General features: G+C 37.4%; 23 protein-coding genes. 15 read left to right on the top strand and 8 right to left on the bottom strand.

What is annotated here, in order from left to right; genetic code table 11:
* The first annotated feature begins 213 nt into the window (after positions 1-213).
* From LCP48_RS14050 to LCP48_RS14015, 8 genes are all read left to right on the top strand, one after another.
* Entirely contained in the window at positions 214-918 is a 705-nt protein-coding gene (locus tag LCP48_RS14050) for a YjjG family noncanonical pyrimidine nucleotidase (RefSeq protein ID WP_004230713.1), read from the top strand.
* A gap of 161 nt (positions 919-1,079) precedes the next feature.
* Complete coding sequence (gene nikA / locus LCP48_RS14045; RefSeq protein ID WP_004230711.1) at positions 1,080-2,687, top strand: nickel ABC transporter substrate-binding protein; 1,608 nt, start codon at positions 1,080-1,082, stop codon at positions 2,685-2,687.
* A 5-nt stretch (positions 2,688-2,692) separates the two neighbouring features.
* Positions 2,693-3,634, top strand: coding sequence for an ABC transporter permease (locus LCP48_RS14040; RefSeq protein ID WP_004230709.1), 942 nt, complete (start codon positions 2,693-2,695; stop codon positions 3,632-3,634).
* On the top strand, positions 3,634-4,437 hold the full coding sequence (locus LCP48_RS14035) for an ABC transporter permease (protein ID WP_004230707.1): 804 nt from the start codon (positions 3,634-3,636) through the stop codon (positions 4,435-4,437). The genes LCP48_RS14040 and LCP48_RS14035 overlap by 1 nt, the downstream gene beginning before the upstream one ends.
* Before the next feature lie 17 nt (positions 4,438-4,454).
* On the top strand, positions 4,455-5,327 hold the full coding sequence (locus tag LCP48_RS14030) for an ABC transporter ATP-binding protein (protein ID WP_004230704.1): 873 nt from the start codon (positions 4,455-4,457) through the stop codon (positions 5,325-5,327).
* Positions 5,321-6,133 (top strand): ABC transporter ATP-binding protein, encoded by an 813-nt coding sequence (locus tag LCP48_RS14025; RefSeq protein WP_004230702.1) that lies wholly within the window; start codon positions 5,321-5,323, stop codon positions 6,131-6,133. Before LCP48_RS14030 ends, LCP48_RS14025 begins: the two co-directional genes overlap by 7 nt.
* Positions 6,130-7,326 carry a staphylopine family metallophore export MFS transporter CntE gene (gene cntE / locus LCP48_RS14020; RefSeq protein WP_004230700.1) on the top strand — a complete coding sequence of 399 codons (1,197 nt, stop codon included), beginning with the start codon at positions 6,130-6,132 and terminating at the stop codon, positions 7,324-7,326. Before LCP48_RS14025 ends, cntE begins: the two co-directional genes overlap by 4 nt.
* Before the next feature lie 82 nt (positions 7,327-7,408).
* Positions 7,409-8,044 carry a 50S ribosomal protein L25/general stress protein Ctc gene (locus LCP48_RS14015; RefSeq protein WP_004230698.1) on the top strand — a complete coding sequence of 212 codons (636 nt, stop codon included), beginning with the start codon at positions 7,409-7,411 and terminating at the stop codon, positions 8,042-8,044.
* A 48-nt stretch (positions 8,045-8,092) separates the two neighbouring features.
* Here the strand turns inward: LCP48_RS14015 and LCP48_RS14010 are convergent, their stop codons facing one another.
* The 3 genes from LCP48_RS14010 to LCP48_RS14000 form a co-directional block, all read right to left on the bottom strand.
* Complete coding sequence (locus LCP48_RS14010) at positions 8,093-8,698, bottom strand: DUF2812 domain-containing protein (RefSeq protein ID WP_004230695.1); 606 nt, start codon at positions 8,696-8,698, stop codon at positions 8,093-8,095.
* Positions 8,685-8,972 (bottom strand): PadR family transcriptional regulator, encoded by a 288-nt coding sequence (locus LCP48_RS14005; protein ID WP_036218718.1) that lies wholly within the window; start codon positions 8,970-8,972, stop codon positions 8,685-8,687. Before LCP48_RS14005 ends, LCP48_RS14010 begins: the two co-directional genes overlap by 14 nt.
* A 145-nt stretch (positions 8,973-9,117) precedes the next feature.
* Positions 9,118-9,744: a YczE/YyaS/YitT family protein gene (locus LCP48_RS14000; protein ID WP_004230690.1), complete on the bottom strand. Its 627-nt coding sequence runs from the start codon at positions 9,742-9,744 to the stop codon at positions 9,118-9,120.
* A gap of 164 nt (positions 9,745-9,908) precedes the next feature.
* Here LCP48_RS14000 and LCP48_RS13995 point away from each other — a divergent pair, with 164 nt between their 5' ends.
* The 3 genes from LCP48_RS13995 (at position 9,909) to LCP48_RS13985 (ending at position 12,958) form a co-directional block, all read left to right on the top strand.
* Positions 9,909-10,331, top strand: a complete 423-nt coding sequence (locus LCP48_RS13995; RefSeq protein WP_004230687.1) for a pyridoxamine 5'-phosphate oxidase family protein — start codon at positions 9,909-9,911, stop codon at positions 10,329-10,331.
* A 94-nt stretch (positions 10,332-10,425) separates the two neighbouring features.
* Entirely contained in the window at positions 10,426-12,171 is a 1,746-nt protein-coding gene (gene ade / locus LCP48_RS13990) for an adenine deaminase (protein ID WP_225340291.1), read from the top strand.
* Positions 12,172-12,421: 250 nt separating this feature from the next.
* On the top strand, positions 12,422-12,958 hold the full coding sequence (locus tag LCP48_RS13985) for a DUF6143 family protein (RefSeq protein ID WP_004230683.1): 537 nt from the start codon (positions 12,422-12,424) through the stop codon (positions 12,956-12,958).
* A gap of 115 nt (positions 12,959-13,073) precedes the next feature.
* Here the strand turns inward: LCP48_RS13985 and LCP48_RS23430 are convergent, their stop codons facing one another.
* The 3 genes from LCP48_RS23430 to LCP48_RS13965 form a co-directional block, all read right to left on the bottom strand.
* Positions 13,074-13,877, bottom strand: a complete 804-nt coding sequence (locus LCP48_RS23430; protein ID WP_288584739.1) for a methyl-accepting chemotaxis protein — start codon at positions 13,875-13,877, stop codon at positions 13,074-13,076.
* A 57-nt stretch (positions 13,878-13,934) separates the two neighbouring features.
* Positions 13,935-15,506, bottom strand: coding sequence for a phytoene desaturase family protein (locus LCP48_RS13970; protein ID WP_004230679.1), 1,572 nt, complete (start codon positions 15,504-15,506; stop codon positions 13,935-13,937).
* Between the two features lie 394 nt (positions 15,507-15,900).
* Complete coding sequence (locus LCP48_RS13965; protein ID WP_004230677.1) at positions 15,901-16,800, bottom strand: MerR family transcriptional regulator; 900 nt, start codon at positions 16,798-16,800, stop codon at positions 15,901-15,903.
* Positions 16,801-17,153: 353 nt separating this feature from the next.
* Between LCP48_RS13965 and LCP48_RS13960 the strand changes: the two genes are divergently transcribed.
* The 4 genes from LCP48_RS13960 to LCP48_RS13945 all read left to right on the top strand — a co-directional run bounded on the left by LCP48_RS13960 (position 17,154) and on the right by LCP48_RS13945 (position 20,540).
* A complete protein-coding gene (locus LCP48_RS13960) occupies positions 17,154-17,864 on the top strand; it encodes a TspO/MBR family protein (RefSeq protein WP_225340290.1) in 711 nt (236 codons plus the stop codon).
* Positions 17,865-18,117: 253 nt separating this feature from the next.
* The gene (locus LCP48_RS13955; protein ID WP_004230670.1) at positions 18,118-18,720 is read left to right on the top strand and encodes a hypothetical protein; all 603 of its coding nucleotides are present in this window, start codon (positions 18,118-18,120) and stop codon (positions 18,718-18,720) included.
* A gap of 181 nt (positions 18,721-18,901) precedes the next feature.
* Complete coding sequence (locus LCP48_RS13950) at positions 18,902-19,450, top strand: flavodoxin family protein (protein ID WP_004230668.1); 549 nt, start codon at positions 18,902-18,904, stop codon at positions 19,448-19,450.
* Positions 19,451-19,658: 208 nt separating this feature from the next.
* Positions 19,659-20,540: a LysR family transcriptional regulator gene (locus LCP48_RS13945; protein ID WP_004230666.1), complete on the top strand. Its 882-nt coding sequence runs from the start codon at positions 19,659-19,661 to the stop codon at positions 20,538-20,540.
* Between the two features lie 40 nt (positions 20,541-20,580).
* Here LCP48_RS13945 and LCP48_RS13940 read toward each other — a convergent pair whose 3' ends face one another.
* Together LCP48_RS13940 and LCP48_RS13935 are read right to left on the bottom strand one after the other, a co-directional pair.
* Complete coding sequence (locus LCP48_RS13940) at positions 20,581-21,609, bottom strand: S-layer homology domain-containing protein (protein WP_225340289.1); 1,029 nt, start codon at positions 21,607-21,609, stop codon at positions 20,581-20,583.
* A 125-nt stretch (positions 21,610-21,734) separates the two neighbouring features.
* Positions 21,735-22,472: an SDR family NAD(P)-dependent oxidoreductase gene (locus LCP48_RS13935; protein ID WP_004230659.1), complete on the bottom strand. Its 738-nt coding sequence runs from the start codon at positions 22,470-22,472 to the stop codon at positions 21,735-21,737.
* Positions 22,473-22,534: the final 62 nt, after the last annotated feature.

The raw sequence follows: 22,534 nt of genomic DNA, 5'->3' as shown, positions 1-22,534 counted from the left end.
TGAAATTGCAGAACGAGCTATTTTAGGGCTAGTCGAATATTTTTTTCAATATAGAAAAAGTTCCCTCGTTTCAATGGACGGATAAGCATGTGTATAAAGCGCATACATGTTCTAATATTCTGTCATAGGACATTTTACTGTTATTTTTCATAAAAAACGTTATCATGATATAGAGTAAATAGTCACAATGCATCAAAGAAAGTGGGAATGAACATGACGAAATATGAGATCTTATTGTTTGACGTAGATGATACATTACTAGATTTTGATTTAGCTGAAAATGCAGCACTAGACCGCATGTTTAGAGAGGAAAAGATAGCCACTACGCCCGAGATGATTGCGCGCTACAAAGAAATTAATGAATCGATGTGGCGAGCTTTTGAGCGTGGGGAAGTGACAAAAAATACACTACATAATACAAGGTTTGCGGTTGCTTTAAAGGAATTTGGGATGGAGGTCGATGGCGTCTACTTTGAATCACTATTCCAAAAATACTTACAGGAAGCACACCATTATGTAGAGGGAGCTTATGAAGTTATCGCTCAACTAGCTAATCACTATCATTTGTATGTCGTCTCAAATGGTGTAACGTTGACACAGAATAAACGACTAGTGGATGCCGATTTAGCACAATATTTTAAAGGCATCTTTATCTCCGAGCAAACGGGCTATCAAAAACCAATGCCTGCCTTTTTTGATTATGTATTTGAGCGGATTGAGCATTTTGATAAAGCTAAAACGCTTATAATCGGCGATTCTTTGACATCAGATATTAAAGGCGGATTGCTGTCAGGCATTGATACATGTTGGTTTAACATCCGCAATGTTGAAAATACGAGTGATATTGAACCACATTATGAAATTAAAAAATTGCATGAGTTACATGAGCTATTGCATACAAAAATAGCACTATATTAAGACAGAAGGCACTTCCTTTGTTCCGTGGACAGAGGAGGTGTTTTTTTATGTCTTTAAGATTTATTTTTGAATATCTACTTTACAAAAAGTCATGAATCATTTAAAATTCGATTTTGAATGATAATAGTAATCATTACTATTTAAGTGAAGGGGAAAGTATATTGAAAAAAATAATGAGTTTACTAGTTCTATTGATTGTGAGTGGAAGTATGCTTGTGGCCTGCGGAAATTCAGATGACAAGACAAAAAAAGACAAGGCAAAAGGTGAAAATGAACATGTTTTAACCATTTCTTGGCCAAAGGATATTGGAGAAGTAAATCCACACCTGTATGCACCAAATGAAATGTTTGCTCAGGCCATGATATACGATCCGCTTGTACGCTATGGAAATGATGGGCAAATAGAGCCAGGATTAGCAACAGCATGGGAAATGTCTCAAGACGGTAAGAGCTACATATTTACATTACGAGACAATGTCTTGTATTCAGACGGCTCTCAGCTTACGGCAGACAATGTTAAACGTAATATCGAAACTGTAGTGGAGAATATTGCACCGCATAGTTGGCTAGAAGTGGTGGCAGTCATTGATCGGGTAGAAGTCTTAGATAAGCTGAAATTACAGATTCATTTAAAAGAGCCTTACTATCCATTTTTACAGGAGTTAACGTTGATTCGTCCATTACGTATGTTAGGGGATAGTGGCTTCCCAGCAAGTGGGACAACCAAAGATGGCATTGAAAAAGCGGTTGGAACAGGTCCTTGGATTTTAACTGATTACAAGCAAGACAATTTTGCTGAATTTTCACGTAATGAGCATTATTGGGGAGAGAAGCCTAAGCTAGAAAAAGTCATCGTCAAAATTATTCCTGATTCACAAGCACGTATGATGGCACTTGAAAAAGGAGATATTGATTTAATTTTCGGAAGTGGTCAATTAGCACCTGAGGAACTCCGAGTTTTGGAGAAAAATCCCCAATATCAAACGCTAATTTCTGAACCTTCCTCTACTAGAATACTATCTTTCAATTCAGACTATGGCGTGACGCAAGATAAAGATGTCAGACTTGCTTTGCAGTATGCTTTTGATCGACAAACAATTATTGAACATGTATTAAATGGCATTGAACAAGAGGCCAAGTCTTTATTTGCTCCAGGATTTCCGTATAGTGATATTCCATTTGAGTCTTACAGCTATGATTTAGAAAAAGCCCAGCAACTATTGGATAAAGCAGGCTGGATCTTTGAAGAAGGGGCTCCGTTTCGATCCAAAGACGGTCAAGCACTGACCATCACAATTCCATATAACAGTAATGACCAAGTGCATAAATCTATATTTGAATATTTACAGGGCGCATGGCGTGAATTAGGCGTAGATGTCAAATTGATTGGAGAAGAAGATCAACTTTTCCGAACGCGAAGTAAAACAGGTGAGTTCAATGTCATTATGAATGATACGTGGGGGGCACCTTATGATCCCCATATGTATTTACGGATGATGACGGGGGAAAAGCAAATTGGCTATTATGCGTTAAAAGGCATGGCACAATCAGAACAATTAGCAGCGAATATTGCGAAAGTGATTCGCTCAACTGATGAATCAGAGAGACGTAGTTTGTATGAAGCTATTTTACAAACCATTCATGAAGAGGCGATTTTCATGCCATTATCTTATCGGACAAATTATTTGGTGGCCAATCAACGTCTAACCAATTTATCGTTTTCTATGCAGCAATTTGAAGTGCCACTCAATCAATATGAGGTGAAGTAATCAAAATGTTTGCATTCTTTGTTAAACGGCTAGCCAGTATGTTACTGGCATTGCTTGGTATAACCATCATCGCCTTTGGATTAATCCGTTTCATTCCTGTTGATCCTGTTGAAGCATATTTTACAATCAATCAAATTCCAGCTACTGAAGAGGCCATGACAAGTATGCGTGAAGAAATGGGTCTCGATCAACCATTATGGATACAATATATTGATTGGCTCAGCCATGCATTGCAATTAGATTTCGGAACATCCTTTGTGTCGAAAAAGGCCGTGGCAACAGAACTGTTTCAACGATTTGAGACAACATTGCTTTTAGCAATAACAGCATTGGTCATAATTATTGTCATTAGCTTTGCTATTGGCATTTGGTCTGCAAGTAAAAACAGTGGGTGGCTCGATTGGTTTACACGTACAGCTATCTTTACAATCGCCTCTATGCCAAGTTTTTGGCTTGCCTTTCTCTTCATTTACACAGTGGCTTTGAAATGGGGCGTCTTACCACTTATGGGGTGGGGAAGTTTTGCTCATGTCATTTTACCATCGATAACACTGGCTTTAGGATTTATACCTTATTATATTAGGCTCATCCGATCAAGCATGAGAGAAGAAATGAAGAAACCGCATGTTCTCTTTGCCCGTGCAAGAGGGGTAAAAGAAACGGTTATTTTGCGTACACATATTTTCAAAGGCATTTTACCACAACTTATCACATCCCTTGCCATGACCTGTGGTGGTCTATTAGGGGGTGCAGCGATTATTGAGAATGTTTTTGCCATTTCTGGCGTGGGACACTTTATTGTGGAGGCCATGTTAGCAAGGGACTACGCTGTACTACAAGCTTTTATTGTCATCATTGGGGGATTATATATCACCATCAATTTTATAGCAGATATACTTTGTGCGGTTGTTGATCCACGTGTCAGGCTGAAAGGAGGCGCTCTATAATGAAAAAAAATCTGCCACTCATCATCAGTAGCTTGCTCGTACTCGTGCTGGTGGTGATGGCTCTATTTGCTCCTTGGTTAGCGCCTCATGATCCTTATACAACAGATATAGCCAATAAATTACAAGGATTTTCTATGCATTACCCCTTAGGTACAGATCACCTAGGGCGCTGTGTGCTATCTCGTTTATTGTATGGTACACGCACCTCTCTGCTGCTAGCCTCTGGCGTACTATTCATTACCTTAATCATTAGCATCATCGTAGGGTGTCTGGCGGGGTATATCGGTGGGCTGGTTGATCTAGTATTAATGCGTATTTGTGATGTTCTTCTATCCATTCCTGATTTTATTTTTGCCCTTGTCATTGTAGGTGCGTTAGGTGGCGGCATTAAAAATATGTTTGTGGCAATTATTTTTGTGTCGTGGGTAGGTTTTGCGCGTATTATTCGCAATATGGTGCGTTCTTTAAAAGAAAGCACTTATGTACAATATGCACGGCTGACAGGTGTACCGAAACGAAAAATTATTAGGAGGCATATATTGCCGTTTGTCTTTCCACAAATATTTTTGTTAAAACTAATCGGGCTTGGCTCCACAATACTTTTAATTTCGGAGCTGTCGTTTTTAGGGCTAGGTGTTACGGCACCGATGGCAGAATGGGGCATGATGATTAATGATAGTAAAACCTATTTAATGAGTGAACCAACGCTTATGTTTATACCAGGTATCATGATCTCATTAACCGTTCTTATTTTTAATTGGTTTGGGGATGCCCTTCGTACGGCTATGGATGCCAAAGTATAAGAAGAAGAGGTGACAATATGTTAGAGATAAGGGATTTGTCAATTACGCTTCAAACAGCGCAGGGACTTAAAAAAGTTGTGCAGCATGTTGATTTCCAGATTCCAACTGGTACAACGCTTGGCATTGTCGGGGAAAGCGGTAGCGGTAAAACGATGCTGTGCTATGCTATCTTGCAACTGTTTCGGGAGTCCCGAAACTATGAGGGAGACATTTTATTAGAAGGGCGTTCCTTACTGGGAATGGATGAACAGCAGTTGCGAGGTCTTCGGGGCAATGACGTGGCATGTATATTGCAGAATCCTATGGCTATGTTTAATCCTATTATAACAATAGGAGAGCATATGATTGAAACATTACAAGCACACCGATCGCTCAGTAAAAAACAAGCATTGCACATAGCAACTGAGCAACTTGCTTTTTTTCAATTGAGCGATTCAAGACTGTTAAAAAAATATCCTCACGAGTTAAGTGGGGGCATGCTTCAACGTGTCATGATTGCCCTGGCTATGAGTCTTCGTCCGAAACTTTTACTTGCAGATGAGCCAACGACAGCCCTTGATACGATGACACAGCTCAAGATTTTAGAGGAATTGTCTCATTGTCAGCAACAATATCAGACAACGATGCTGATTGTGTCACATGATCTTGGCGTCATCGCTCGAATGGCAGATCAAATTGTAGTTATGCGAAGAGGGAAAATCATGGAATACGGCCCAGCCGAACGGCTATTACAAAACCCTGTTCATTCCTATACAAGAGCATTGGTCGCAGCCAAAAGGAAGGATGATCAGCTCGAAAAACTTGTGGATAGCTGGTCAGGTGATACAAACGGAATCCTATATGAACTAGACACGAACTATTGGGTACGACAGGAGGAAAGTCGATGTTAGAAATCCAGCAAGTATCTAAAACCTATCGAAAAAAGAAATGGTTTGGGGAAGATGAAACAGTAGAAGCTGTTAAAAATATGTCGTTCACCTTGAAGCAAGGGGTTTGCTTAGCCATTGTCGGAGAGAGCGGTAGTGGTAAAACCACACTAGGAAAGCTGATAATTGGTATGGAAAAGCCAGATAGCGGTACCATTCAATTCGATCATATTAATCTAGTAACGGCATCTAAAGAAGAGAAGAAGCAATTACAAAAAAATATTCAAATCGTTTTTCAAGATTGCCATAGTGCTGTTAATCCGAAAATGAAGATTCGAGACATCATTGCAGAGCCAATGAATTGTCATTTACAGTTGACGAAACAACAGCGGCTAGAAAAAATAGAGGAACTTTTAGTACAGGTGGGACTATCGGAGCGAGATGCTCAAAAATACCCTCATCAATTAAGTGGTGGTCAGTTACAGCGGGTGACTATAGCAAGGGCGATAGCAACAGACCCTAAGCTCATCATCTTGGATGAATCCATTAATAGTTTAGATGCATTGGTACAAATCAGTATCCTAAAACTACTGAAACAATTGCAACAGGAAAGGGGCCTCAGTTACTTATTTATTACCCACGATTTACACGCAGTTAGTTTGTTTGCAGATGAAGTAGCTGTTGTAGACCAGGGGGAAGTGGTGGAATTTCTTCATGATGTGTCTCAAATTCCATATATGACCCATCCGATCGGCCAGCGCTTATTAGCCTCTAGATTACCTATAAGCCGTCAAGAAATTTCTTCGTTGCAAGGGGAGCAAGTATCATGAAACTTCAGCCTTTATCCCTTCGCATGATGCAATTATATGGGCTTGCGGCTATTTTTTTTACCGCCAATGCCGTGTTGACAGTTATTTTTCCATTAGAAGCAGCGGATGGGGGGTACTTGGAGGGCGAAATTGGTGTCATGATGGCCATGTATATGCTTGTTTGTATGCTATTAAGGCCTTTTGCTGGCCAAATGGTCGCCAAGCATAGCCCTTATACCATTATGCAATGGCTGTTAATTGGCCATGCACTTGCACTGCTTATCTATGTAGTATTTGGTATTGATAGTGTATTTTTAGTACGAGCCCTACAGGGGATCATCACAGCTTTCTTTTCCATGGCGATGCAGCTAGGTATTACAGATGTCTTACACGATCATGATCGGGGGCAAGGCATGTCGATGTATTCCTTATCCAGTGTTGTACCGGGTTTATATGGACCTGCAGTAGCGCTACTCTTGTGGACGCAATTTGATAGACAGCATTTATTGATCTTTGTGGTTTTGTTGGCTCTTCTGCCACTACTGTTTTTTATTGGCTCCCCTTTACCAAAAGCAAAGGAAGACACAGAAGTTGTGACAACAAGAGAGCTGATAGCCGCCATGAAGGGGGCAAAACAACACAAGGGGCTAATCCTATCAGCAATCGTTATGGTTCTTGGTGCTGCTATTTTTGGCGCCATCACCACGTTTTTACCATTGTTTATGCTGACTGAGGGAGTGGGGAATCCAGCTATTTATTTAACACTACAGGCATTGGTCGTGGTAGGTAGTCGCTTTGTATTGCGACGCTCTATTCCTTCAGATGGTCAATGGCATCCGAAATTTATTGCCTGTGTGCTTTTCAGCTCCATATTGGGCACAACGCTGCTTGCTGTTTTACCTGAAATAGGTTCTTTTGTCTATATTTCCGCTGTTTTCAATGGCCTTGCCTCAGCGATGCTATATCCGACAATTACTACATATATGTCGTTTGTTGTACCAAAAGAATCGAGAAATGTTTTGCTAGGTTTATTTTTAGCTACCTATGATTTAGGCTTTGGGTTGGGTGGATTTTTGATGGGCTTTATTGTGCAATTTACGTCCTATATGGTCATGTTTATGGTTTGTACGGTTTTAGCGATTATCGCACTCTGTGTTGTATTGCGTAACGGTAATCCCGAGAGGCAAATTATCACTACCATACTGACAAAATAATCGCGTGCTTGCTATGTATAAAATATAATAGAAAAGGCAAAACCTTTTATGAGACTAGTTTCCATGAAAGGGGAAATATTCGATGAATATGGTTTTAACTGCCAGTAAACGTCAAAAGGGACGACAATCTTCTTTAACACAGCTTCGACAAAATGGGGGCATTCCAGGTGTGGTTTACGGCTTTCAAATGGAATCAACGGCAATTATGTTAGATGCGAGAGCCTTTGCAAAAATGTTAGCTACACACGGTACGAAAAGTGTTTTCCAATTAGATGTTGAAGGAAAACGCATTAATGCAGTTTTGACAGAGGTACAACGTTGTGCATTAAAAGGGAATGTTAAGCATGTGGATTTTAAATCCATCAATATGTCAGAGGAGCTAGAAGTGGATATTCCAGTGACTGTAATTGGGGATGCAGTGGGAGTTGCTGATGGCGGATTCCTGCTCCAGCCTAATCGTGAAGTGCGTATTAAAGTGAAGCCAACTGACATTCCAGAAACCATTGAAATAGATGTTACACATGTTGCCATCGGGACTTCTCTATACGTCGGAGATATTCGTCAACAGTTCTCGTTTGAAATTTTACAAGAGGATGACTACACACTTGTGACGATTACACCACCAGCTGCTGAAAACGTACAAGAAGATGATACAGTGGACGATACGCCAGAAGTGATGGAAGCAACAGGACAAAATACTGCTGAACCAGAAGCATAAAGGAAAGAGGAGCCTCCTTACAATGCGTAAGAGGCTCCTTGCTATTTGCTATAAAAATTGCTGTATGGATTTACGATAACGATAATAGAGTGTGATGTAAATACTACAAGTTGCTAAAAATAGCCATGGTGGAAGAAAGCGCATGATGGCAAAGGGTGTTTCAAATAAAAAAGCAAAAAGGAAGGCAGCACCTTCTTTATCCCATAAACCTGGGGTATAATATGCGCTTTTTATACTGAAAAAGGGAGCGACGTTATCGTTGCCATAAAAAATCATTAAGAAGATAAGAGAGAGTATTGCCCAATTGCTTGCATGTTTCATTAAACGTTTATATTTCGCAATGTGGGAATCATGATCTGAAAATAATTCATCATTACCATCTTTACTTTTTGTCCAATAAAAAGTGCCATCATATGATTTTTCTTTTACTATACGCCAGCCAAAATCCTCATGTAATTGCTTATAGGTAGCTTTATTTTCTTTGCGAAGCTCCTGCTGACAATCAATCCGAATAACTTGTTCAAGATCTTCAGTAGGCTGAAATGTATAAATACCTGCTGAGTTAATGTTGGAGCATCGCCAACCCTTAGCTAACATTTCATTTAACCAGCACTCTTCCTTTTCGATATCAAAAAAGACTTTAAATTTTATCATGTTTGCCAGCTCCCTCATATAAAGCTAAAATGTGCTGCAATCTTTGTTGCTCTGCCGCTAATATTTCTAGACCCTCTTCGGTCGTTTGATAAACCTTGCGTCTTGAATCCTGGGTTTCAACAGGTGTAATCCAATGATATTTCAATAAATTTTCAATGGCTCCATACATAGTACCAGCAGCAATCCTTACTGTACCAGCACTCATTTCCTCAATTTTTTGCATCATCGCATAACCATGCAGTGGTTCACGTAAGGCAAGTAAAATGTAATGCATGGTTTCAGATAAAGGTAATAATTTATGTTTTTTCACATCTTCACCTCAAATATACAGTCAGACTATATAGTTTGATTATATATAGTTGAACTGTATATTTCAACTGTAAAAAAAGACAATGCAAAAACTGCATTGTCATTAAAGTTTAGACAACAGCGCTTTTCACGCCTGTCCATCGCATAAATAATTTTTCGTTATAGGATAAGGCAAATTGTACGATTGGTCCAAGCCCAAATGCCATAAATACCGTACCGATGCCTATAGGACCGCCAAGTAGGAAGCCAATGATTGCAACTGTTACTTCCATTGTTGTACGAGAGCGAGTCACACTCCAGCCAAGCTTATGAACCATCATCAGCATGAGTGTATCACGCGGTCCAATACCTAAATTTGCTACCATATACATTCCACAGCCCCAGCCTAGTAACACTAACCCTGTAAGGTAAGAAATAAGTTGCATCCAAAAACCATCAATATCAGGTAACCAATAGTTGAAAATATCAATAAAAATGCCTGCCAAAAACATATCGATAAACGTTCCAGGTAAAGGGAATTTTTTTGTAATCAGCATATCAAATGCTAAAATAGCAAGTCCCAAAATAATGGACCATGAACCGATTGATAAGCCTACTGTTTTTGTTAAGCCAATATGTAGTACATCCCATGAGCCCACTCCAAAAAGTTGGCCTTTAATTGTTAAGGTGATACCAAAAGAAAGCACGATAATGCCTGTTATGAAAAACAAACAGCGCGTAAAAAAAGCTTGTTTCATTATTAACCCTCATTCATTCGAAAATTCCTGTTGTCCATCCAGTTATTATAACAATAGATTTTCATTATGCCCGAAGATTGTCATTTCACATTTTTCAAAAAAAATACGGTTTAGCTTTCTTGGGAAAGGGCAAAATAGGTATATAGATGAAAGGATGGGATACTATGACTTCTGTACGTGATGAAATTTTAGAAGTATTAAATCGAGAAAAGATTGGAACATTGGCAACTGTTGAAAATGGCAAGCCTTACTCACGATACATGACATTCCAGCATGAAGATTTTGTATTGTATACAGTGACGAATAAACATTCAGAAAAAATGGAAGAGCTACGCAAAAACCCATATACCCATATTTTATATGGCTACGAAAATGGTGGCTTTGGTGATACGTATGTGGAAATAGAAGGGAAACTTACGGAAGTACATGAAGAAGGGATAAAAAATAAACTAGCTGAATTTTTTACGAGTATCTTTATTGGCAATCAGGATGAAATGGTGACATTAAAGATTGAGCCTATTCGTATGCGCTTAATGAATAAAAAAGGGCAGCCACCTAAAGAGCTAGAATTTTCAAACGACCATTGACAATGGTCGTTTTTTACTGATGTAGCGATAAATAGTTGCAATGGTTAGCATCTTTTTGGCATGATAGTTCTTAAAAGAAAAGGGAGTATAGGTTATGTCGATAAATTTACAGCAGCTAACACAAAATGTATTATCCTCTCAAGGAAAATTAGAGGCAGATTTTATACTGAGAAATGCGCAAATTGCGGATGTTTTTTCGTTAACATGGCAAAAAGCAGATATCGTCGTGAAAAATGGTATGATTGTTGCTCTAGATCGCACGAATAAGTTTCATGCTAAACAGGAAGAGGATACGGCAGGAGGCTATGTCATTCCTGGTTTAATTGATGGTCATATACATATTGAGTCTTCTATGTTGACACCAGGGGAATTTAGTCGTGTTTTACTTCCTCATGGGATTACAACGGTGATGACAGATCCTCATGAGATCGCCAATGTCGCAGGAGCGGAAGGCATTCAATTTATGCTCGATGATGCACAAAAGGCAGATATGGATATTTTTGTGATGCTGCCATCAAGTGTGCCAGGTACACAGTTTGAAAATGCAGGCGCTACACTAACAGCTAAGGATTTGGCGCCATTTCTACCACATGAACAGGTTCGAGGATTAGCTGAGGTCATGGATTTCCCAGCGGTATTAAATGGGCAAGAGGACATGCTTCAGAAAATTTTATTATCACAGGAAGCAAATTTAGTCATTGATGGGCATTGTGCAGGCTTACAAAGCGAGCAAATTACAGGCTATCGAGCTGCGGGTATTCACACAGATCATGAGTGTGTAACGGCTGAGGAGGCCATTGATCGTGTAGAGCAGGGGATGTATGTGCTAATCCGAGAGGGCTCAGCCGCGAAAAACTTACGTGACTTATTGCCAGCTGTCCAGTCACATAATGCTCGTCGCTTTGGTTTTTGTACAGATGATAAATATGTGGATGAGTTAATTGACGAAGGCAGCATCAATTATGATATCGCCATGGCAATAGCTGAAGGGATGCAACCATTGCAAGCAATCCAGTTAGCAACCGTTAACACCGCAGAATGCTATCGTTTATTAGATCGAGGTGTACTTGCACCAGGCTATAAGGCAGATTTTGTGTTAGTAGAGAATTTGTCAACAATGCAGGCAAAGGCCGTATGGAAAAATGGGCAGAAAGTGGCTGAAAGTGGTAAAATGCTGACAAATCGTCAAGAGCCAGTTGTGCCTGCTCATATCCATCAATCTGTCCATTTACCAACCATTACAAAGGATAGGCTACAACTAGCATTCACAAAGGGTACAAAGGCGAATGTAATGGAGATTGTGCCGAATCAGCTAATTACCAATCATGTAATAATGGATGTACCTGTAAAGGATGGTTTTTTCGTCCCTTCTGTAGAACAAGATCTACTGAAACTAGCCGTCATCGAACGTCATCATCAGCTACACACGACAGGTTTAGGAATTGTTAAAGGCTTTGGCTTACAAAAAGGAGCAGTAGCCACAACAGTAGCTCATGATTCCCATAATGCCCTTGTTGTAGGAACAAATGATGAGGATATGGTCCTGGCGCTTACACGCATTCAGGAAATCCAAGGGGGCTTTGTGATCGTTGCGGATGGCCAAATTCTAGCGGAGATGCCATTAACCATTGGTGGCTTGATGACAGATGTACCAGCTCAACAGGCAAAGGAGCAGCTAGCAGGCTTGCACAGGGCATTAAAGACGCTTAATCCAATATTAGATTTCCATTTTCTACTAACGTTTTCTTTTGTGGCATTACCAGTTATTCCTGCTTTAAAGCTAACAGATACAGGATTATTTGATGTGACAACCTTCCAGCATATCTCAGTAGAAGCATAGATAAAAAAACGACCTAGTAGCTTTCATTAAGCTTTTAGGTCGTTTTCTTCTATTGCTTATTTAGTGCTAGCTCTCATTCACCATCATTTACGAACTATAAACATGCTTACAAGTCATTGTAATATGGAATTAGTCGTAAAATTAAGGATTGCGTGTTGATTATTTCAACCTCTTATTTGTAAGATATTTTCGTCTAAACATCCCTACTAAAAATACATACATTAATATATAAAAGGGGGTGAGATTGACAATGAAAAATAATGATCGATTTATGAAAATAGTTAGTATTCCTACTCCTTTATATGAATCATTATTAGGTCAATATTTTGTTGGGCAAACCGAATTAATTACCTTAAAAAAAGGAAGAAATGCGTGGGGAAGCTTAAGTAATCCTAAATATTCTAATGTGGATTTGTTTGTAAATGCGTTTACCATTACTAATTATTCTAAACAACCTATTCTGGCTGAAATTTGGTTTAATGCAATCCCTCCTGGGGATTCAATGATTTCTAAAAATGTAACGCCTACTAATACAGCCATTTATCCACCACCAAATCCAGACGTTAAAATTGAATTTGCTGAACTTGTTGAAGGGCACCCCTATAAAGGAGTAAATGCGTTTAAACGAATTGTTCCACCACAAAGTACTTTAGTAAGCGATGAAGATGGAAAATTTATTTTTCCATCTGGTGAATCATTTGTAATTTTTTTAGTTACACAGGACAATGAATGTATAGAGGCTGAGATAGCATTTGGGTGGTTTGAAAAAATGAAAAAATACCATTAAATAATAAGGATATTGTTAGTAGAATATAATTTATAGTGATATTAATTAGTTAGAAAAAAGAAGCTAAAGCTCTCAAATATCTATTGAGAACTTTAGCTGCTGTATTATTGACTAGTTAAAGCATTTTTTCGAATCTATCAATGGCTTTATTAAATTCATTGTGAGTTTCTGTTACAACTTTCTTCAAATCATGTGTAATATTATCGACCTTTTCCGTATCACTTTCTATAGTCATTACATTATATTCGATATTTCGAAGTGCCTTATCCACATTCAGTGCTAATTTTCGTACCTCTTCTGCTACGACTTTAAAACCGCGACCTTTTTCACCAACACGAGCAGCCTCTATTGCGGCATTCAGTGCTAGGACATTTGTTTGTTTAGCGATAGTATGAATCACTTTTACAGTATCTCTAATTGCGTCAACTTCTTTGGCAAGTGATGCTACGGCTTTTATGTTTTCTTCTGAATTGGATACAACAATTTCTACTAACTCCTGAGGCATACTTTTTAGTTTAGCAATAATCTCTAAAGTATTGAATTCTCGATTTGTAATATCTGTTGAAATTTTTAATATGGAACTTACCTTATTATTGTCATTGAAAATGGGGAGGTAAGTTGCTTCAAGCCATATAGAATCGTTCATTTTACTTATTCTTTCAATTTTTCCTTCATATTTTTCTCCATTTAATAAACCTTGCCATAGGAGATGATAGTCTGGGCTTTGTATAAAATCCGGTTTACAAAACTTTTCATGACCCATCCCAATAACTTCATCCACCTGATATCCTAGAACCTCTGCAAATTTTTTATTAGCCCAAATCACTTTTCTATTCAAGTTAAACTCTACGAGGGCTAAATTTTTTTTCATTGAATCTACAATTGCATTTTCATTCATATGTTTTGTCTGAATATTCATATTTTCAAATCCTTATATTAGGTAGCTAAGCTAAATTTAATTCATACTTAATGATTATTAGATATGCAACATTACTTTTTCACTAGGTTTGTTATGGAGTTCCGTATTAAAGAGATCTATTTTAGGTAAAGGTTTCACTGCTAATTGTGCTAGACCATGCTTTTGTAGAATTCCATTAGAAGTAATACGGGCAGACTCCAAGATAATCGGTAAACCACTTCCTGGATGTGTACCACCTCCAACTAACCAGCTATTTTTTAATTCTTCAAATTTATTGTGAGGGCGGAATGTCAGCATCTGTGTAAGCTGATGACCTAGGTTAAAAGTTGCTCCTTTATATACACCTAAATTCTCTTCCCAATTTTTCGGTGAAATTATGTGTTCTTCTTCAATGTATTGCTCTAGATTTTCAATGCCAAGTTTGTCCTCAATTAACCCAATTAGCATGTTACGATAATCTTGTTCACAGGTATCCCACTCAATATGACTGAAATTATTAGGTACTGGTGCTAATACATATAGCGTTGATTTCCCTTGTGGGGCAACTGTTGGATCTGTTACAACTGCATTTTGAATGTAGATAGATGGATCATCCGACAACAATTTATGGTTAGTAATTTCTTCAACATTTTTTCGGTAATTTTTTGCAAACCAAATCGTATGATGGGGCAAATCAAATTTTTTATTGACACCTAGATAAAGCATAAAAGTAGAGCAAGAGTATTTTTTCTTCTCTAACTTTTCTTTAGTGTATTTTTTAAGAACACCAGGCTCGACTAAATGAGTCATCGCATGACCAAAATCACTATTTATTATTACTTCATTCGATGCTATTTTTTCGCCATTATCTAAAATGACACCCTTTACCTTTCGACCATCCAACCAGAGCTTTGAAACGCCACAGTTCGTGTAGATCTCGCCACCATTTTCTCGTACAACCTTTGCCATTGCCTGTGTTAACTTATTAATGCCACCTGTAATGTGGTAAACACCATAAGCATGCTCAATAAAAGATAGAATGGAAAATGCACCAGGACTTTCCCACGGAGACATGCCTAAGTATTTTGCTTGGAAAGTAAAGGCAAGTTGTAATTCCTCTTGCTTGTAAAATCGTGAAAGCGTATCGATTAAAGATCTACCGATTTCAAGCTCACCCAATGCCTTTAAAACTTTTGGTTGTAGTAAATCTGTATAACGATTCATGCTTGCTTGCAATACAGGTACTAACGCTTCTAATTTGTGATTAGTTTCCTTCATATATTTTTCAAAAGAGCCCTCATTGCCTGGAAATAGTTCATTTATTTGACGAATCATTTCCTCACGATCACGAGTCATTTTAATGCGCTTATCGTGAAAAATTAATTCATACATTGGATCTAGGTTTACTAGATCTATATAATTATGTATATTTTTACCGGCAAGCTCGAATATTTCTTCAATAATATAAAACATATTTAAAAATGTGGGGCCCATATCAAATTTATATTCTCCTAGCTTTATTTCACTTGTTCTACCACCAATATAGGGTTGTTTCTCGTAAACTTTGACATTAAATCCTTTAGCGCTAAGCAGCATTGCCGACGCTAAACCACCTGGACCAGCTCCTATAACAATAATCTCCTTTTTCATTGTGAAAACCCTCCGTATCTGCTATTTAGTCTTATAACACTACCTGTATTGAGTCATGATTTATAAATAGATAAAAATATTTATTGATTGTACAAAAGTTATACAACGATTATACAATTAGTGTACAAAGATGTGCAAACTATATATTCTTGAAATTTAAAAAATTATTTTATGGCTATTGCGTGCAAAAAAAATCATAGACAAAAGCATGTGTAACCAATGCTTTCATCCATGATATTCTCGTTGAACTTCTCAATAAAATAGATTGTAAGAACAATGCCTTATTTAAACAGGGATAGCAGTATTAATAAACTTTTTAACTTTTGCTTATAGTACTAGTTCTAACCAAAACGTTAAACTCCTACTAAAAATAAATGTTATTTAGAGTGAGAGTTTATAAGTTATTTATAACTTCATCAATAGTACTGGCAATAGCAATAGAATGTAAGGAATGTGTTTTTAAATACTCTTCAGAGCCAGCACCCCCCATATAAAATCGAATAGAGGGATGTTTTGCAGCGAAGTCATCTAATTGCTGAATGCTAGTAGGGTATAACTCAAATGGCCTTGTAGTCATAGCAGATAATAGAACCACCTTTGGTTTAAAATGTATGATTAAAGATTCAATTGCCCCAACAGCTGGAGAACTGCCAACAAGGAATGATCGCCAACCAGTCATCATTGCTTGCAACAATAAAATATGAAGTTGAACTTCATGATGCTCCCCTGGTAAGCATGCGCCCATTATTAGTGGTGCATCCTCTTTAGAGTGGTAATTCCGTCTTAATTGTACTAAATAATCTCTAACAATCATTGTAGTAACAGATTCTTGATACTCGGTCCATACCTGTTTTTCCCATAATCTTCCTACCTCTTGTAAGAAAGGAATAATCACATGAGATAGAAATTTTGCTAATCCTAATGAATGATTTGCTTGTTGCAGGAGTCGATTTAGTTCTACTTCATTGCAAAGTCTTCCTTCTTCCAATAAAAGATTACAGAAATGATCTACATTGTCGCTTATGGTCAACACTGTGGGGGTAACTGCCTCTAAAACATTTTGATTGCTAAGTACAATTGTCACTGCTTGTTTTATAGAATAGCCTTGGTTTGAAAGGCTAAGTACTTTTAAATATAGCTGCACATCCTCTTCACTATAAACACGGTGTCCATTTTCTAATCTTTTTGGATGAACAAGTTGGTAGCGCTCTTCCCATTTACGTATCACTTGTTTGGATAGCCCTGTGATTTCAGATACCTGCGTAATATTATATTGCCAATCTGTTGGTGTCATTATTTCCCTGCCTTTCTATAGCTAGTAACATTCATGATTGTGAGTATTTGTGTGCCGTAGTGCTTTCCGAAACCTTACAACTTTTCATATTATAATATAGATATTTAAAAGTTGTACAACAATTGTATAACTATAGTGGTTGAATATTGAATAAAAAGGAAATAAGGGTGGGGAATTTAATGAGACAATTTGTTGGTTTTTTCTTCCATACCATAATGAGTAGGCTATACGATTTTATAGATAAGCTAATGGCTTTAAATAATTTATTCATGTTATGTAAGCGGAGTAATTATAAGTTGGAATGGGTAATGAATATATTGAATTAGATGATGTAAATGAGAGGGGGAAAGAACATGAAATGGCTTGCACTCATAAATTATTTCGCCATGGTTATTATTAATGGACTAGCTAGCACGGTGGGGATTAATGGGAAAAAGACAGGTGAAATTTCTAATCAGGTAGATGTATTGTTTATTCCAGCGGGTTATGTTTTTAGTATTTGGGGCTTGATTTATTTTTTATTATTCATTTGGCTTGTACAACAATTTCGATCTTCAACTACTAATCGTATAAATAGCAAGCTTGGTCTCTTTGTAATCACTGCATTATTAAATATCGCATGGTTGTTGAGCTGGCATTATGAATTGTTTATAACGTCCATTGTTATTATGGTCGGCTTATTGGTTCATATAATTTTTCTGTATGTAAGTTACCCGAAAGAGGATAATCGTTTTTCAGGGAGGCTTCCATTTTCTGTATATCTAGGGTGGATTAGTGTGGCGTTGATGGCTAATATTAGCTTTGTGCTTAAATATTATGAGTGGGATGGGTTTGGGCTCTCGGAGGAAATATGGGCACAGTTATTACTTATTCTTGCGACTGTGCTAGCTACTTTTATACGTGTTTATAAGCAAGATGTATTTTTTCCATTAGTAATTATTTGGGCTTTTATAGGAATCGCTATCAAGAATGGAGCAGATGCAGGGAGTATTTTCTATATGCCATTTATATATAGTTTGTTCCTGGTAATTTGGATTTTCATTGGAAGGCCTAAAAGAATATAGTTAAAGTATCTATAATATTTGATAGAAAGCGTGCTTTGAAAAGAAAATTTATTTATAAAGAAACCCAAACTAATGAAGTGTTATGAGCTTCTGTGTAGTTTGGGTTTTTTGTAAAGTTAGGTGACCTTTCATCCAATTCTTCTTATCCAATGATTAAAATGTATTCACTTTTTTGAATGTAGAAATAATGGAAATATAAAGGGAATAAGCTCTTTTTGTCGAATCTTCTTATGATGAAAGGAGTAATCAAGTTTTGCTTGTCACAAATTATTTTTATGATCTACCAGAAGAGACTAAAGAATCTATTTATTTATATGAATATAATCTTATATTGAGTAAAGAAGTTGAAATCATTCAATTACATCGAAAACGGTCAATTGTTTATGAAATGAAAAACAAAGGAATTATATTGAAAAAATTTTTATCTGAAGGAAAAGGGGATAACGATATTTACGCATTGTTAGAGTTAAACAGTAGTCCTTATTTTCCTAAAATTTATGCATATAAAAAAAGGGAGTTTTTATTTTTAGAAAAAGTGAATGGTAAAACTTTATCACAGGTTTTAAAAGAAGGCATAACTAACAACGAATTAAAAGAAATTGTTTTGAAAATGATTGAAGCAAAAAAAGATATGATGAATGTAGACAGATATGATTTTGATTTTAAATTTGAACATATATACTGGGATACGGTAAATAGCACTTTGAAATGGATTGATTTGGGTGCGTGTGTAAAAAACCCAATAGGATATTCTGAAGAAGAAAAAAAGAAACGAATTGAATATTGTATTAACCAAGTCAAACAACAATTTGCTAAATATGGGTATAGTTTGTTGGATAATTTAGAGGGGTTATAACTAACTATTGATTTCATTTTTTATCCTAGTTTAATTGAACATATTAAGTATGCATGCTAATTGTAATCGAATTTTTCGATTTATTATATCGAAATAATCATCTTTATCGATTTGTGAAATCATAATAAGCTATTGATATACGGGGACACTAGTTAAAACTTTAAGGAAGTAGGGATACTAAATGTCAATAGCAGTTATTTACGGTGGAAATCGTCCTGATGGGAATGTAGAGACATTAACAAAATTAGTTACTCAAGGCCTAATGGTAGAGGAAATTTATTTAAAGGAATTTTTAATTCAGCCGATCATGGATAAGCGTCATACTGAGGAGGGCTTTTCTAATATTAACGATGATTATAACGCCATCATTGACCGCATACTTCCGCATGATATTCTTATTTTTTCTACGCCTATTTATTGGTATAGCATGACAGGAATAATGAAGAATTTTATTGATCGATGGTCGCAAACTTTAAGGGATCCAGATTATCCTGATTTTAAGGCCCTGATGTCTTCTAAAAAAGCATATGTCATTGCAGTTGGTGGAGATGAGCCATATATAAAAGGGTTACCCATGATTCAGCAATTTCAATATATATTTGACTTTATTGGGACAAAATTTGAAGCTTATATTGTAGGACAAGGAAACAAGCCAGGCGACATTCTACAAGATTTAAAAGTGTTATCTGCAGCTAATCTTCTAAAAAAAGAATTAGCAGGGAACGAGTAATTAATAGCAAGATCAAAAGACTTATTTGGAAACTATTATGACCCAAATAAGTTTTTTTATTTAAATTTGAATGGCAACAGGCTTGGCTCCATCGTTTCATTATTACTTTGTTCACTAGCTTGTGTTCCTTTCACTTAGTTACTAACTAGTGTAAAATTTACTATCGATAAAAATGTATCAGTAAAATTGAATTAAAGGGGTTGAGTGAATGGATATGAAGCAACTTCAGACGTTTTTAACGGCAGCTGAGACCTTAAGCTTTACTCAGACAGCACAGCTTCTTGACTACGCTCAATCAAGTATCACTGCCCAAATTAAAACATTAGAGCAGGAATTGGGTGTTATTCTTTTTGAGCGCCTAGGAAAACGTATTGTCCTGACAGAAGAGGGTAACCGTCTACAACAGTATGCTAAAAAAATGCTAGAGCTAGATCGTGATTTGAAAAAAGCTATGTCCACTGAGCCCGAACAAATCGTCTTAAAAATTGGGGCTCAAGAAAGTCAGTGTGTCTATCGACTACCAATTATTTTACAGCAATTTCAACAAGCACACCCGCAAGTGAAAATCATTTTTAAGCCAGTTCATACAACAGCTATTGCAAAGGATTTATTACAAGCTGGTAAACTTGATATTGCATTGATAACGGACATTTATCAGGAAACTGCCATGCTCAAGCGAGAGCGATTGATTCAGGAACAGCTTGTTTTTGTGAGTGCCGCCAAAGAAATTAGTCAGCCTCTATCGGCTCAACAAATATCAACTGAAACGATGCTGTTAACAGAAACAGGGTGCTCCTATCGTAATCATTTAGAGGCACAGCTACAGCAAGAGGGTGTCAAGCCCTTACAAATGATTGAATTTGCCAGTATTGAAGCGATCAAGCAATGTGTGATGGCAGGGTTAGGAATTACATTTTTACCTAAAATGGTTGTAGAGAAAGAGCTGGAAAGCGGGCAATTAATGGAAGTACCATCCACAGTTGATTTAGCGCCGATTTATACAGATATTGCATGGCATAAAGATAAGCATATGCATCCTTGTCTCGAAGATTTTATTGCCATCGCCAAACATAGCTATGAAGCTTTTTAGGATGAAAAAAGAGCCTGAATGAATCAGACTCTTTTACAAATTATTGCTGCTTGAGGGTACCCGAAAAATTGGTGCCTTCATTACGTTCAGCATGACAATCAATCTCGGACACCTTTAAGGCATTATTGGATAAACGTTCAAACTCGACAACACAACGATTGCCATTCGAGGATGTATTCATAAGGGCTTTCGTATTGCTTGTGATTGTGGCTGTGCCGTTTACACTACCTGAAGCAGTGCCATCATTCGCTGTTAAAGCAATAGAAAAGCTCTTGTTTGTGGCATTGGAGATTATCGCATCACGGCGGTTAAACTCATTTGTACCCTTACCCCATTTATAGTAATAGGTATACACACCTTCCCATGCGCTTTTACTAGGAGTAGCCTGCTGTAATGATTTGTCGAGCTGATTTTGAGCATTTTTTGCCCTATTATTTAAAGATACGTTGTTGGCATTCTCATGAATTGCTTGTGCATCTGCTGAAATTTCATAATAATTTCGTTCATCCATACGATAGAGCATCGTGACAACTTGCGCACGGGTCATGTTGCTTGTCACGCCATAAAACTTTTGTAAATTACGCTCTTCATACTGTGGATTTAGCCCAGAAGAAATATAGGTATCAAGTAAAAATTGAATAGATTGATTTAAGCCCTTCTTACCGCTAGCTAAATGAGCAATAGCCTGTGCCACTACACCACGCTTCACAGTAGCCGCTCGGATTCGGTTGTCAAAATAGCCATTTAAAGGCACCCCATAGCTTGCGAGCTGGTTATAGAAATCATCCGACCAGTTTGCCGAAGGCGTTTGCTTTTTTAATTCGTCGATGGGCGTTTCGAGCTCATAAAAATTGGCTAATAATTTTGCTAATTGCTGTTCAGTAATGGTAGCATTCGGTTTAAATGTACCGTCTGTAAAGCCATTAACAATATCATATTCTTCTGCCCATAAAATAGCTTCATAGGCATAATGATCCTTTGATACATCCCGAAAGCCAGCAGCTTGTACATTGCCTGCACTAGCTATAATCAGAATAGAAAATAATAATGTACCTATTAATTTTTTCATTTGTTGTCTTCATCCTTTCTTGCTCGCTTTAGTAATAGTTTGCAGGAAATGGATAAAAACTGCAAATTTTTCTAGTGAAAAAATAATCGCTGTCCATTGTCGGGAAGCGATTATTTTAAACGTCGTTATTGGGCTGTGTAGCCACCATCTACTGTTAATGTGTTCCCTGTCATAAACGTCGAATCATCACATGCCATAAATAAAACAGCTTTCGCCATTTCCTCTGGTTGTCCTAGTCGTTGCATAGGAGTGATCTGACGTAATGGCTCCTTACTTTCTTCTGGGATAATTGGTGTATCAATAAAGCCCGGACATAGCGCATTGACACGAATCCCTCGCGTAGCAAATTCCAATGCTAATGAACGTGTTAAATTAATCACGCCTCCTTTTGCTGCATTATAAGCAGCTGATCCTGGCGAGCCAACCCAACCATACATCGAAGCTGTATTAACGATTGTACCACCATTCGCTTTTAGCATTTCTTTGATGGCAGCCTGCGCCATTAAAAATACACCATCTAAGTCTACATTTACAGTTTGACGCCATTCTGTATAAGGAAGCTCCTCAGTTGGCGTAACACGACCAATCCCTGCATTATTAAAAAGGACATCGACTTTGCCAAATGCCTCAATAGTTGTTTGATAAATAGCTGCTACTTCCTGTTCATCCGTTACGTTTGCTTTGATAAACATGGCTTCTGCGCCTGTTGCCTGTAGTTCAGCTGCAAATGCTTGGCCTTTTTCCTCGTTTAGGTCTACAAGCACGACTTTTGCTCCCTCTGCTACAAATAATTGGGCTGTTGCAGCACCGATACCAGAAGCACCACCTGTGATAATTGCGACTTTATCTTGTAATTTCCTCATACATGACAACTCCCTTAAACAATCTTTTTTCTTGCACACTGTGTAAATCACGGTGTACTTTT

This window comes from Lysinibacillus capsici, from assembly GCF_020217405.1.
GTDB lineage: Bacteria > Bacillota > Bacilli > Bacillales_A > Planococcaceae > Lysinibacillus > Lysinibacillus capsici.
Note: the sequence above shows the minus strand (reverse complement) of the source record. Positions and strands in the feature narration are given on the sequence as shown.